At 62.3% G+C, this 14,210-nt stretch carries 10 protein-coding genes; 8 read left to right on the forward strand and 2 right to left on the reverse strand.

Annotated features, from left to right (window positions below):
• Positions 1–336: 336 nt before the first annotated feature.
• Positions 337–957 carry a TetR/AcrR family transcriptional regulator gene (locus ACVW0Y_RS09045; RefSeq protein ID WP_457437665.1) on the reverse strand — a complete coding sequence of 207 codons (621 nt, stop codon included), beginning with the start codon at positions 955–957 and terminating at the stop codon, positions 337–339.
• A gap of 195 nt (positions 958–1,152) precedes the next feature.
• Here ACVW0Y_RS09045 and ACVW0Y_RS09050 point away from each other — a divergent pair, with 195 nt between their 5' ends.
• The 7 genes from ACVW0Y_RS09050 to ACVW0Y_RS09080 all read left to right on the forward strand — a co-directional run bounded on the left by ACVW0Y_RS09050 (position 1,153) and on the right by ACVW0Y_RS09080 (position 10,477).
• Complete coding sequence (locus ACVW0Y_RS09050) at positions 1,153–2,943, forward strand: acyclic terpene utilization AtuA family protein (RefSeq protein WP_457437667.1); 1,791 nt, start codon at positions 1,153–1,155, stop codon at positions 2,941–2,943.
• A 121-nt stretch (positions 2,944–3,064) separates the two neighbouring features.
• Positions 3,065–3,940, forward strand: a complete 876-nt coding sequence (locus tag ACVW0Y_RS09055; protein WP_457437668.1) for an SDR family oxidoreductase — start codon at positions 3,065–3,067, stop codon at positions 3,938–3,940.
• Between the two features lie 3 nt (positions 3,941–3,943).
• A complete protein-coding gene (gene atuC, locus ACVW0Y_RS09060; RefSeq protein ID WP_457437670.1) occupies positions 3,944–5,560 on the forward strand; it encodes a geranyl-CoA carboxylase subunit beta in 1,617 nt (538 codons plus the stop codon).
• 25 nt (positions 5,561–5,585) lie between these two features.
• Positions 5,586–6,746: a citronellyl-CoA dehydrogenase gene (atuD, locus tag ACVW0Y_RS09065; protein ID WP_457437671.1), complete on the forward strand. Its 1,161-nt coding sequence runs from the start codon at positions 5,586–5,588 to the stop codon at positions 6,744–6,746.
• A gap of 3 nt (positions 6,747–6,749) precedes the next feature.
• Positions 6,750–7,562 carry an enoyl-CoA hydratase/isomerase family protein gene (locus ACVW0Y_RS09070; RefSeq protein WP_457437672.1) on the forward strand — a complete coding sequence of 271 codons (813 nt, stop codon included), beginning with the start codon at positions 6,750–6,752 and terminating at the stop codon, positions 7,560–7,562.
• 3 nt (positions 7,563–7,565) lie between these two features.
• Positions 7,566–9,554 carry an acetyl/propionyl/methylcrotonyl-CoA carboxylase subunit alpha gene (locus tag ACVW0Y_RS09075; RefSeq protein WP_457437674.1) on the forward strand — a complete coding sequence of 663 codons (1,989 nt, stop codon included), beginning with the start codon at positions 7,566–7,568 and terminating at the stop codon, positions 9,552–9,554.
• 101 nt (positions 9,555–9,655) lie between these two features.
• Positions 9,656–10,477 (forward strand): SDR family oxidoreductase, encoded by an 822-nt coding sequence (locus tag ACVW0Y_RS09080; protein WP_457437675.1) that lies wholly within the window; start codon positions 9,656–9,658, stop codon positions 10,475–10,477.
• A gap of 3 nt (positions 10,478–10,480) precedes the next feature.
• Here ACVW0Y_RS09080 and ACVW0Y_RS09085 read toward each other — a convergent pair whose 3' ends face one another.
• On the reverse strand, positions 10,481–12,112 hold the full coding sequence (locus tag ACVW0Y_RS09085; protein WP_457437905.1) for a mechanosensitive ion channel family protein: 1,632 nt from the start codon (positions 12,110–12,112) through the stop codon (positions 10,481–10,483).
• A 224-nt stretch (positions 12,113–12,336) separates the two neighbouring features.
• Here ACVW0Y_RS09085 and ACVW0Y_RS09090 point away from each other — a divergent pair, with 224 nt between their 5' ends.
• Positions 12,337–14,163, forward strand: a complete 1,827-nt coding sequence (locus ACVW0Y_RS09090) for a long-chain-acyl-CoA synthetase (RefSeq protein WP_457437676.1) — start codon at positions 12,337–12,339, stop codon at positions 14,161–14,163.
• Positions 14,164–14,210 lie beyond the last annotated feature (47 nt).

Raw genomic sequence — 14,210 nt, forward strand, 5'->3', positions numbered from 1 at the left:
GGCGGAGTCGGCAAGGGATGTAGGGGTAGGAAGCATGGTGCAGCTCAGTAGGAAATTACTGTATGGGCATACAGTAAACCTAATTGAGTGAGGGGTGGTCAATGGCTGCCGACAAGAGGTGGGCAAGATCAAAAGCATCGTGGCTGAAGCCGCTCCTACGGGGATAGGGTTGCTTGTGGGGCTTTAGCCGCGAGCGCTCAAGATCAAAAGCTCGCGGCTAAAGCCCCTCCCACAAAAACAGATCGAGCAGGCACCACGGCTTGTGATCTGGTTGTTGATCTGCGCGTAAGGCGCCCCCCCAGCACACGCGGTAAAGAAGAAATACACCGTGAGCTCTTAAGCCTTGATAACGAGGCTCAACGCCTCCTCAGCCAACTCATCGAGACTCATCGGCCCATCAGCCCGAAACCACGTGGTACTCCACGACAAAGCCCCAGTAAGAAAGCGCCGCTGCACAAACGGATCCCCCTTGAAATACCCCGCCGTCTTGGCCTCCCCCAGCACCTGCAGCCAAATCTGCTCATACGTATCGCGCAAATCGAGAATGTACGCTTGCCCCTCAGAAGACAGGGATCGCCACTCATACACCAACACCGCCATTGCCTCGCCGGTGCCCCCCATGATCGATTGCAGCTCGCAGCGAATCAGCGCCAACACCCGCTCCCGCACGTTGCCGGCATCCGCCAGAGCGGCCTTCATCAAAGCGGTGTTGTAGCGGATGGTTTCCTCCATCACCGAGCGAAGAATCTCGTCCTTGCTTTTGAAGTGGTGAAAGATGCTGCCGGACTGAATACCCACCGCGCTGGCCAGATCACGCACCGTCGTGCGGTCATAGCCCTTGCTGCGGAACAGGTGCGCCGCCGTTTGCAGCAGCTTGCCGCGCGCGCTTTCCGGGTCAGTGACCTGGCCGTCGACCACCAGGTCGTGCATCACCTTCTGGGCTTGTTGCTCATCCACGCGTATTCCCCCTAAGCCAACGCCCGGCCTGAAAAGTGGCAAGTGCTTGTCGGCATTGGTGAAATTTAAGCGTGAAGGGTCAACCAAGCAAGCGCTTGGCCATGCTTTAGTCGAGAAAGGTGAATTCAGGGCTTCCATAACCAAGCGCTTGCTTGGTATGGTCGCCACATCGACAAGCTGACGGACTTAATTCCAATGACAAAACCCGTACGCATCGGCTGCGCCTCTGCCTTCTGGGGCGATACCTCCACGGCCGCCGCCCAATTGGTAAACGGCAGCGAGCTGGATTACCTGGTGTTCGACTACCTGGCCGAAATCACTATGTCGATCATGGCCGGCGCGCGGATGAAAAATCCCGAGCAAGGCTATGCCGGCGACTTTATTGAAGTGCTCGCCCCGCTGCTGCCCAGCATTGCCAGCAAGAAAATCCGCGTGATCAGCAACGCCGGCGGGGTCAATCCGCATGCCTGCGCCAGCGCCCTGGCCGCAGCCTGCGAGAAAGCCGGGGTGAGCCTGAAAATCGCCGTACTGCACGGCGACAACCTGCAAAGCAAACTCCCCGAGTTGAATAAAGCCGGCACCCGGGAAATGTTCAGCGGCCAGCCGCTGCCGCCGATGTGCGTTTCGGTAAACGCTTACCTCGGCGCGCCAGGCATTGTCGAAGCCCTGGCCCTGGGGGCGGATATCGTCATCACCGGCCGGGTGGTCGATAGCGCAGTGGTCAGCGCCGCCCTGGTGCACGAGTTCGGCTGGAGCTGGCAGGACTACGACAAGCTCGCCCAGGCCGCCCTGGCCGGCCATATCATCGAATGCGGCGCGCAGTGCACCGGCGGCAACTTCACCGACTGGGAAAGCGTGCCGGACTACGAACATATCGGCTTCCCGGTCATTGAGGTCGAGGCCGATGGCGGCTTTATCGTCAGCAAACCGGCTGGCACCGGCGGCCTGGTGACGCCCTTCACCGTTGGCGAACAGATGCTCTATGAAATCGGCGATCCACGGGCCTATCTGCTGCCCGATGTGGTCTGCGATTTCACCCAGGTGCAGCTCAGTGAAGTGGGCAACGACCGCGTGGAGGTGCGAGGTGCCAAAGGCTTGCCGCCGACCGACCACTACAAGGTGTCTGCCACCTACCCCGACGGTTTCCGCTGCACCGCCAGTTGCCTGATTGCCGGCATTGATGCGGTGAAAAAAGCCCAACGGGTCAGCACGGCCATCATCCGCAAAACGGCTGAAATGTTTGCCGACCGTGGCTGGCCCGGTTATGTCGAAACCAATATCGAACTGCTCGGCAGCGAGGCCACCTACGGCCCCCATGGCCAGCGCCAGGACAGCCGCGAAGTGGTGGTGAAACTGGCCGTGCGGCATGCCAAGAAAGAAGCGCTGATTCTGTTCTCCCGCGAGATCGCCCAGGCGGCCACCGGTATGGCACCAGGCCTCACCGGCATTGTTGGCGGCCGTCCGACTGTGTACCCGGTGATCCGCCTGTTCTCCTTTCTGGTGGATAAAAGCGCCTGCGAACTCTCCGTGGAACTCAACGGTGAACGTCATCCGGTCGCCCTGCCCGCCGTCGATGCCTTTGACTTCGCCAGCCTGCGTGAAGCCCAGGAGGCACCACTGCCCACAGGCGACGCCGATGCCAGCGTACCGCTGGTGAAACTGGCGGTGGCGCGCTCCGGCGACAAAGGCAACCACAGCAATATCGGCGTTATGGCCCGAGAGGCCGAGTACCTGCCATGGATTGCCGCCGCGCTTAGCGTGGAAGCGGTGGCCGAGTGGATGGGCCATGTGCTCGACCCTGTTCATGGGCAAATCAGCCGCTGGTATGTGCCGGGCTGCCAGGGCCTGAACTTCCTCCTGGAAAACGCCCTGGGTGGCGGTGGTGTTGCCAGCTTGCGCATCGACCCGCAGGGCAAAGCGTTTGCCCAACAACTATTGGAATTCCCAGTGCCGGTGCCGAGGGCATTGGCGGAAAAGTTGGGATGACGGATACCCCCTGTAGGAGCGGCTTCAGCCGCGATGCTTTTAAACGTTCAAGAGCATCGCGGCTGAAGCCGCTCCTACGGGTGAGTGCAAGCCATAGAAGAACAACAAGCGAGAGCCGCACATGAGCTACGACTCCATCTACAAACCCGGCCTGTTCAGTGGCCAAACCATTATGGTCACCGGCGGTGGCAGCGGCATCGGCCGTTGCACCGCGCATGAGCTGGCCGCCCTGGGTGCCCATGTGGTGCTGGTCGGGCGCAAGTGGGAGAAGCTGGAAAGCACCACGGCGGAAATCCTTGCCGATGGCGGCAGTGCCAGCTGGAAAGCCGCCGATATCCGCGAGGAAGACGTGGTCAAAGCCATGGTCGCCGAGGTGCTGGCCGAGCACGGGCGCATCCATCATCTGGTCAACAATGCCGGTGGCCAATACCCGGCACCGTTGGTATCGATCAACCAGAAAGGCTTTGAAACCGTGGTGCGTACCAACCTGGTGGGCGGCTTTCTGGTGGCCCGTGAGGTGTTTACCCAGTGCATGAGCAAACAGGGCGGCAGCATCGTCAATATGCTCGCCGACATGTGGGGTGGCATGCCCGGCATGGGCCACTCCGGCACCGCCCGCGCCGGCATGGAAAACTTCACCAAGACCGCCGCCGTGGAATGGGGTCATGCCGGCGTGCGGGTGAACGCCGTGGCACCGGGCTGGATCGCTTCCAGCGGCATGGACACCTACCCCGACTCGATGAAAAACATGATCCGCTCCCTCAAGGACCATGTGCCGCTGCAACGCATCGGCACCGAATCGGAAGTGGCCTCGGCCATCGTGTTTCTGCTTACCCCCGGGGCCAATTTCATCAGCGGCAACACCATCCGTATCGACGGTGCCGCCAGCCAGGGCAGCCGCGCCTGGACCCTGGGAAAGGCCAAGAACAGCGAGTCGTACAACGGCTTTCATCGCGCCTATGTGCCTGACGTATTGAAACCGGCAGACAAGGAGTAAGCCATGCCCGTCATTCAATCCGAGCTGGACGCCCACAGCGCCGACTACGCCCGCAACCGCGAGGCCATGCTGGCCACCATCGCCGGATTTCGCGAGGTGGAACAGAAGGTGTTGGACAAGGCAGCCGAAGCCAAAGCCAAGTTCGACAAGCGCGGCCAACTGCTGCCCCGCGAACGCCTGAACCTGCTGCTCGACCCCGGCGCGCCGTTCCTCGAACTGGCCTCGCTGGCCGGCTACAAGCTGCACGACGACAAGGACGGCACCCAGGCCGGCGGCGGGATCATCTCCGGCATCGGCTATATCGCCGGCGTGCGTTGCCTGGTGAATGCCAGCAACAGCGCGATCAAGGGCGGCACCATTTCCCCCAGCGGCCTGAAAAAGACCCTGCGCCTGCAGCAGATTGCCTTCGAGAACAAACTGCCGGTGGTCACCCTGGCCGAAAGCGGCGGTGCCAACCTCAATTACGCGGCGGATATCTTTGTCGAAGGTGCCCGCGGCTTTGCCAACCAGGCGCGCATGTCGGCCATGGGGCTGCCGCAGATCACCGTGGTGCATGGCTCCAGCACCGCTGGCGGGGCCTATCAGCCGGGGCTGTCCGACTACACCGTGGTGGTGCGCGGCAAAGCCAAGATGTTCCTCGCCGGCCCGCCCCTGCTCAAAGCCGCCACCGGTGAAGTGGCCACCGACGAAGAACTGGGCGGTGCCGAGATGCATGCGCAAACCGCCGGTACCGCCGAGTACCTGGCGGAGAACGACGCCGATGGCGTGCGCATTGCCCGCGAAATCGTCGGCATGTTGCCGTGGAATGCACAGCTGCCACATCGCCCACGCAAAGCCGTGCGCGAACCGCTGTACCCGGCCGAAGAGCTGCTGGGGCTGATTCCCAGCGATGCGAAAAAACCCTACGACGTACGCGAGATCATCGCCCGCATTGCCGATGGCTCGGAGTACCTGGATTTCAAACCCGAGTTCGATAACCAGACCATCTGCGGTCATCTGCAGATCGAGGGCCTGGCCTGCGGCTTTATCGGCAACAACGGCCCGATCACCCCAAAAGGAGCCGCCAAGGCCGCGCAATTTATTCAGCTGTGCGACCAGAGCAATACGCCGATTCTGTTCTTCCACAACACCACCGGTTTTATGGTCGGCACCGAGTCGGAACAGCAAGGCGTGATCAAGCACGGTTCCAAGCTGATTCAGGCGGTGGCCAATGCCCGGGTGGCGAAGCTCACCATAGTGGTCGGCGGCTCTTACGGTGCCGGCAACTACGCGATGTGCGGCCGTGGTCTGGACCCGCGCTTTATCTTCGCCTGGCCCAACAGCCGCACCGCAGTCATGGGCGGTGCCCAGGCCGGCAAGGTGCTGCGCATCGTCACCGAAGACAAACACGCCAAGGAAGGCAAGGAAGCCGACCCGAAGATGCTCGATATGCTGGAAACCGTTACCGCGCAGAAACTCGACAGCCAGTCCACCGCGCTCTATGGCACCGCCAGCCTGTGGGACGACGGCCTGATCGACCCGCGTGACACGCGCAAGCTGCTGGGCTTTCTGCTGGATATCTGCGCCGAAGCCGAGGTGCGGCCGCTCAAGGCCAATACCTTTGGCGTCGCCCGATTCTGATTGCTACGACTGGAGAACAACAAAAATGATCATCACCCAGGAACACGAAGAACTGCGCCGCACGGTACGCAACTTTGTCGACAAGGAAATCAACCCGCACGTCGATGAGTGGGAAAAGGCCGGGCGCTTCCCGATCCACGATATTTTCAAAAAGGCCGGCGAGCTCGGCCTGCTGGGCATTTCCAAGCCGGAAAAATTCGGCGGTATGGGCCTGGATTACAGCTACTCCATCGTCGCTGCCGAAGAGTTCGGCACCATCCGTTGCGGCGGCATTCCGATGTCCATCGGCGTGCAAACCGACATGTGTACTCCGGCGCTGGCGCGCTTTGGCTCCGATGAACTACGCGATGAATTCCTCCGGCCCGCCATCACTGGTGAAGCGGTCGGCTGCATCGGCGTATCGGAAGTGGGTGCCGGCTCCGACGTTGCCGGGCTGAAAACCACCGCGCGCAAAGACGGCGACGACTACGTAATCAATGGCAGCAAGATGTGGATCACCAACTCGCCGTCCGCCGACTTTATGTGCCTGCTGGCCAACACGTCGGACGACAAACCCCACGTCAATAAATCGTTGATCGTGGTGCCGATGACCACCAAGGGCATCAGCGTCTCGCCGCACCTGGACAAACTCGGCATGCGCAGTTCGGAAACCGCCCAGGTGTTCTTCGACGACGTGCGCGTGCCGCAGCGCAACCGCATCGGCCACGAAGGTGCCGGCTTCATGATGCAGATGCTGCAGTTCCAGGAAGAACGCCTGTTTGGCGCGGCCAATATGATCAAGGGCCTGGAGTACTGCGTGGACGCCACCATCGAGTACTGCAAGGAACGTAAAACCTTTGGCCAGCCGCTGATCGACAACCAGGTCATTCACTTCCGCATGGGTGAACTGGCCACCGAAATCGAATGCCTGCGCGCCCTCGTCTACCAGGCCACCGAGCAATACATCAAAGGCCGCGACGTGACCAAGCTGGCCTCCATGGCCAAGCTCAAGGCCGGACGCCTGGGCCGCGAAGTCACCGACAGCTGCCTGCAGTACTGGGGCGGCATGGGCTATATGTGGGACAACCCGGTAGCCCGTGCTTACCGCGACGTGCGCCTGGTGTCGATTGGCGGCGGTGCCGACGAAATCATGCTGGGCATCATCGCCAAGCTGATGGGCACCCTGCCGGGCAAGAAGAAGGGCTGAGCCATGACCTTACCCACCGTCACCACCCTGCTGTTGGAACACGCCGAGGGCGTGCTCTACATCACCCTCAACCGCCCCGACGTGCGCAACGCCATGAGCCTGACCATGGTCGAGGAACTGCGCGCCGTACTGCGCGCCAGCGCCGCCGATGCCAGCATCCGCGCCCTGGTGCTGCGCGGTGCCGGCGGACACTTCTGTGCCGGTGGCGATATCAAGGACATGGCCGGTGCCCGCGCCCGGTCGCAAACCGACGGCGAGAACGCCTACCGCCAACTCAACCGCGCCTTCGGCACCCTGCTGGAGGAAGCGCAGAACGCCCCACAAGTGCTGATCGCGGTGCTGGAAGGCGCGGTGCTCGGCGGGGGTTTTGGCCTGGCCTGTGTGTCGGATATCGCCATTGCCCAGCAGAACGCCAAATTCGGTTTACCGGAAACCAGCCTGGGGGTGATCCCGGCACAGATCGCGCCCTTTGTGGTCAAGCGCATCGGTCTGACCCACACCCGCCGTCTGGCCCTCACCGCCGCACGTTTCGATGGTGCAGAAGCGCTGCGCCTGGGCCTGGTGCATTTTTCCGAAGCGGATGAAAGCGCCGTAGAACAGCGCTTGCATCAGGTGCTGGAACAGGTGCGCCAGTGCGCTCCAGGCGCCAATGCCGCCACCAAGGCGCTGCTGCTGGCCACCGAAAACGAACCACTGAACACCCTGCTCGACCAGGCTGCCGGGCTGTTCGCCGCCGCCGTGGTGGGTGCAGAAGGCGTGGAAGGCACCATGGCCTTTATGCAAAAACGCAAACCGAGTTGGGCAGGAGCCAATTAACCCATGCCAGCCTTCCACAAGATTCTGATCGCCAACCGTGGCGAAATCGCCTGCCGGGTGATGCGCACCGCCCATGCCCTGGGTTACCGCACCGTCGCCGTATATAGCGAAGCCGATGCCGACGCCCGCCATGTGCAACTGGCCGACCAGGCCGTGTGCATTGGCCCGGCGCAGGTCAACCAGTCGTACCTGTCGATTGACGCCATCATCGCTGCCGCGCAGAAAACCGGTGCCGACGCGGTGCATCCGGGCTACGGCTTTCTCTCGGAAAACGCCGCCTTTGCCCAGGCCTGTGAGGCCGCCGGTATCGTCTTTATCGGCCCCACCGTAGAAGCCATTCACCTGATGGGCAGCAAGCGCCTGTCCAAAATCGCCATGCTCGACGCCGGCGTGCCGTGCATTCCCGGCTACGAAGGTGCCGAGCAGGACGACAACCTACTGAGCCGCGAAGCCGAACGCATTGGCTATCCGCTGATGATCAAGGCCAGCGCCGGCGGCGGCGGCCGCGGTATGCGCCTGGTGACTGAAGCCAGCGAGCTGCTGGCGCAGATCCGCACCGCGCGCTCGGAAGCGCAAAACGCCTTTGGCTGCGGCGAGCTGATTCTTGAGCGCGCCGTGCTGCAACCGCGGCATGTAGAAATCCAGGTATTCGGCGACCAGCACGGCAATATCGTTTACCTCGGCGAGCGCGACTGCTCGGTGCAGCGTCGCCACCAGAAAGTGGTGGAAGAAGCACCCTGCCCGGTAATGACCCCCGAACTGCGCAAGGCCATGGGCCAAGCCGCCGTGAAAGCCGCGGCCTCGGTGAACTATGTAGGTGCCGGCACCGTGGAATTTCTCCTTGACCAGAGCGGCGAATTCTTCTTTCTGGAAATGAATACGCGCCTGCAAGTGGAGCACCCGGTGACCGAGCTGATCACCGGCCAGGACCTGGTGGCCTGGCAACTCCAGGTAGCGGCCGGGCAACCGCTGCCGCTACGTCAGGAGGAAATCCGCCTTACCGGCCACGCCATGGAAGTGCGTTTGTATGCCGAAGATGCGGCCAACAACTTTCTGCCGCAAACCGGCGCGGTGCTGCGCTGGGAGCCGGCGTTGCTCGAAGGCATCCGCATCGACCATGGTCTGCTGGAAGGCCAGCGCATCACCCCGTTTTACGACCCCATGCTGGCCAAAGTCATCGCCTACGGTGCCACCCGCGACGAAGCCCGGCGCAAGCTGGTGCGCGCGGTGGAAGACTGCGTGCTGCTGGGGGTGAACGGCAACCAGCGTTTCCTCGCCAACCTGCTGGCCCACGACGAATTCGCCGCCGGCAATGCCACCACGGCCTTTATCGGCGAACACTTCCACGCCGACCCAAGCCTCAGCCCGCAAGCGCCCAGCGCCTTGGAGCTGGCCAGCGCTGCCGCCCTGCTCTACCAGAGCGGTGCCGAAGCCCGCGCCCATCAGCCGGAATTGGCTGGTTGGCGTAACGCTGGCAATGCGCCGTGGCGGTTTGTGCTCAAACACGCTGAAAACAAATACCCGGTGGAGCTCAGCGTGCAGCAATCCGGCCCGCAACCGCGCTTGCTGGCCAGCGTGGGCGAGCAGCAACTCGACCTGCAACTGCTCAACCACGACGGCCGTTGGGCCACTGTGAATATCGACGGCGTGCGTCAGCGCCTGGCTTACCACCACGCCGGCCAGCAGCTGTGGCTGTATGGCCATAACGGCAATCTGGAGCTACTGGACGTCACCCATGAACCGGTCAGCGCTGCCGGTGCCGCCGCCTCGGGGGTGATCAAAGCGCCGATGGATGGGGCGATTGTTGACGTACTGGTGGCAGAAGGCGACCGCGTCAGCAAAGGCCAGCTGCTGGTGGTGCTGGAAGCGATGAAAATGGAACACCCGCTTAAAGCAGCCAGCGACGGCGTGGTGCGGCGGGTGCAGGCCAACAAGGGCGATCAGGTGAAGGGTCGGCAGGTGTTGGTGGAAATCGAAGCACAAACCGACTGACACCGTCATCCCAGCGCAGGCTGGGATGACCGGGTGGTTGTACGAATATCTGTGACATCCCGGAAGTATCACAACAATAAAAACCCTTGGAGATTCACCTTATGTCCCTGTCCGGCAAAACCCTGTTTATCTCCGGTGCCAGCCGCGGCATTGGCCGTGAAATTGCGCTGAAGGCCGCTGCCGATGGCGCCAATATCGTTATCGCGGCGAAAAGCGCCGAGGCCCATGCCAAGCTCGAAGGCACCATCCACTCGGTCGCCGCCGAAGTGGAGGCCGCCGGCGGCAAAGCCCTGGCCCTGCAACTGGATGTGCGCGACGAGGAAGCGGTAAAAGTAGCCATGGCCAAAGCGGCCGAACACTTCGGCGGCATTGATGCGCTGATCAACAACGCCGGCGCGATCAAGCTGGTGGGCGTCGAGCATCTGCAACCCAAGCGCTTCGACCTGATGTTTCAGATCAACACCCGGGCGGTGATGGTTTGCAGCCAGGCGGCGCTGCCCTACCTGAAACAAAGCAAGGGCCATATCCTCAACCTGTCGCCGCCGTTGAATATGGACAGCAAATGGTTCGCCCAGCACGGCCCTTACACCGTGACCAAATACGGTATGAGCATGCTGACGGTGGGCATGAGCGAGGAGTTTTCCAAGTACGGCATCAGCGTCAATTCGCTGTGGCCGAAAACCATGATCGCCACCGCCGCCATCGAGTTCGAGCTGGGTAGCCGCGAGGCGTTCAAGCGCGCCCGGGTGCCGGCGATCATGGCCGATGCCGCCCATGCGATTCTCAGCAGCAGCGGCCGCGCCATTACCGGCCGCCTGCTGATCGACGAAGAGATTCTCCGCGAGCAGGGCCAGAACGAGTTCGAGCATTACCGGTTCGACCCGGCCGGCGGCACCCTGATCCAGGATCTGTTTGTCGACTAAACCCTAGCCTTCCTGCCCCTCGCCCGGTTCCGCCGGGCGTTTGGCTGGAGCCGCGTACCAGTTTTCCTCGGCTACAACCTTGGTTTCCTGTGGATCGCCGAGGTAATGCGGCGACATGATCTGCACCCCGTATTCGTTGAACACATCCTGAATATGCGCATGCAGCGCCGACATCAGCAGCGCCCGTGGCCGTGGCAGGGTGAAAATCGCCTGGGCCACCAGGCGGTATTCCGGGTAGAAATCCGATAGCGAGGTCTGGAACACCAACGGCTCCGGCTGATCGACGATACCGTCGGTGCGCCGCGCGGCTTCGATCAGCATGGCCTCGACCTGGCGCCACGGCGTGTCGTAGCCGATGGTCACCACGGTATCGACGATATAGCCGGTGCCCTGCACGGCGCGGGAGTAGTTCTTGGTCACGGCACCGGTGATCATCGAATTGGGCAGTGTCAGTACTTCGCCCAGGCCGGTGCGGATGCGGGTGGTGAACATGCCCATTTCGGTGACCGTGCCCTCATGCTCGCCAATGCGCACGTATTCGCCGTTACGCAGGGTACGGGTGTAGGTGAGGATCAGCCCGGACGCCGCCTGCCCGACCAGGCTCGACGCCCCCAGCGAGACCATCAGACCGATCAATACCGACAGCCCCTTGAACGCCTCGGTGCCCGCGCCCGGCAAGTACGGATAGGCCATGGCCAGGGCAAACAGCCAGATGCCCAGGGAGGTCAGGCGTGTGGTCGGTTGCAGGGTTTCGTCGTTCAGCCAGTCGACGCTGTGGCTGTTATGGGCCAGACGTTTGAGCAGGCGCTGGGAAAAGCCGCTGATGCCACGGGCGATAAAGAAGATCAGCACGGCGATCAGCAGGCCCGGCACCGCATGGACGATGCCTTGCAGCACATAGGCGAGCACATCCAGCAGGTAGCTATTGAGACGTTCGCCCCAGGGCCGGGTATAGGGAAAGCGCGATAGCACAAAACTCAGCCACTCGTAGGACAGCAGCAGCCCCAAAGCCCAGCGCAGCACGTCGAGCAGACGATTGGCCAAGGTATAGAGAAAGCGCAGGTCGAGAATCTGCGCGCCGCCGACTTTCAGATCGCGGGCCTTATGCTGCATCAGCATCGGCAATGCCTGGTAGAGCTTGCGCCGCAGCCAGTGGACGAACCACAGCAAGAGCACAAACAACAGGGTTGCCGCCACGCTGTAGCCAATCGCACTGAGCATGGCGCTCAGGGTGCGCCCTTCGTGGGTTTCGGCCACCACCTGACGCAGACGCTCGGCGGCGAGCTTGGCGGTCTGCTCGGTGCTTTGCTGCTCCAGTGGGTCGACGTCCTTGGGCGTGACGATAAAGCTGCGCCGACCGTTGAGCAGCACGATAAAGCTCTTCTGGATCGGCTGAATGCTGACTTGCAACTCGCCGCCACCGCCAAGGATTTCGCCGATTGCCGCCTCGGCCCGCTCGACCCGTACGGCCGGTGCCTCGCCCATCAAGATGGCGCGAAAGACCATGATGCTGCGGTTGGCAATCTGCAGTTCCGCGGGCGAGTCACTCAGACTCAGGGTTTGCGGATTGTCCTCGACACTCGGTTCGGCCAGCGCCGAAAACGCTATTGCCAAGGCCAGACCCCCGCCCAGCATCCGCCGCAACAACCTACCCATACCTGCTCCTTGAATGGCCGCTCTGGCTGCGCATCGGTTCCGGCAACCTGCACTGATATATAGCCCGGCTGCGGGTTTTTGCCGCCTGCTGCGGCATATATTTGCCCATCTGCCCGCCGCTGGCCGCAGCAGGGTCATAGTCCGCACGCGACCGGCGAACTAGAGTGAGGGCTCGTTCCCGATAAAAGCATAACGACGCGAACATGAGCCAAGCCGATCTGATCACCCCTGCCCGCTTTCTCGCCCACCTGCCCGCCACCTTTGGCCGCGTGCCGCGCATGCTGCGGGGGCTGTACTACGCCGGCATTCGTAACCGCGAGAAGAACCTGTCGCTGGCCTGGGCCCTGGAGCGTGCCGCCGACCTCTACCCCGAGCGCCCCGCCGTGCTGGAGGAGAACCGCCAGCTCAGCTACGCGCAGTTCAACGCCTGGGCCAACCGCCTGGCCCGCGCCCTGCAGCAACAAGGGGTGGTGCATGGCAGCGTGGTGGCGGTGATGCTGGAAAACCGCATCGAGGTGCTGCTGCTGCTTGCCGCCCTGGCCAAGCTGGGCGCGGTGGGTGCGCTGGTCAACACTACCCAGCGCGGCCAGGTGCTGGTCCACAGCCTGAACCTGGTGAAGCCCAGCCACTTCGTGATCGGTGAAGAATTGCGCGAGCCGTTCGAGGCGGTTCGCGGGCAGGTTCAGGGCAGCGACCGCCAGTGCTACTGGCTCGGCGATGGCGACAGCCTGAACGTACCCAGCGCCGCCCCCGCAGGCTGGGAAAACCTTATGGACCTGGCCTGGGGCGAGGCCCATGACAACCTGCCCGACAGCGCCAAGGTGCGCCTCAAAGACCCCTGCTTTCTGATCTACACCTCCGGCACCACCGGCCTGCCCAAAGCCTCGATCATGAGCCATGGCAAATGGATCAAGGCCTATGGCGGCTTCGGCCACTCAGGCCTGGGTTTGAATGATCAGGACGTGCTCTACCTGACCCTGCCCTGCTACCACAACAATGCCGTGACCGTGTGCTGGAGCGCGGTGCTCGCCGGCGGTGCGGCGATTGCCCTGCGTCGGCGTTTTTCCGCCAGCGCCTTCTGGAAGGATGTGCAGCATTACCAGGCCACCTGCTTTGGCTATATCGGCGAGCTGTGCCGCTACCTGCTCAACCAGCCGCCCTGCCCGCAAGAGCTGAACAACAGCCTGACCTGCATGATCGGCAACGGCCTGCGGCCATCGATCTGGGGCGAGTTCAAACAGCGCTTCGGCATTCAGCGGATCACCGAGTTCTATGCCTCCAGCGAGGGCAATATCGGCTTTACCAATGTGTTCAATTTCGACAATACCGTCGGCTACTCGCCGGCCACCTACGCCATCGTGCGCTACGACCTGGAAAACGACCGGCCACTGCGCACCAAGAAAAATTTTCTGCAAAAGGCCGACAAGGGTGAGGCGGGCTTGCTGATCACTGAAATCAGCGCCAAATGGCCGTTCGACGGCTACACCGACCCGGCGAAAAGTGAAGCGGTGATCCTCCGTGATGTGTTCAAAAAGGGCGATGCCTGGTTCAACACCGGCGACCTGATGCGCGATATCGGTTTCAAGCACACCCAGTTCGTCGACCGCCTGGGCGATACCTTCCGCTGGAAAGGGGAAAACGTCTCCACCACCGAAGTGGAAAACGCCCTGGGTGCCTTCACCGGTATCGAAGATGCAGTGGTGTACGGGGTGGAGATTCCCGGCACCAATGGCCGTTGCGGCATGGCGGCGCTGCGCCTGGCAGCGGAGCTGCAGCTGGCCGAGATCGAGCTGGCCGCCCACCTGGACCGCGAACTGCCCGCCTACGCCGCGCCGTTGTTTTTGCGCCTGCTGCGGGAAGTGGAAACCACCGGCACCTTCAAATACAAAAAGAACGACTTGAAGACCACCGCCTACAACCCGCTGCTGGTGAGCGACCCGCTGTATGTGCGGTTACCGGGTAGCAGTCGGTTCGAGGTGTTGGATTGGGCGGTGTATGAGGCGATTCAGAACGGGCGGCATCGGTTTTAAGCGGAGGTTTTCTTTTCCGGGGATCGCGGCTGAAGCCGCTTCTACGG

The sequence above is a fragment of the Pseudomonas sp. TE3786 genome, assembly GCF_054057335.1.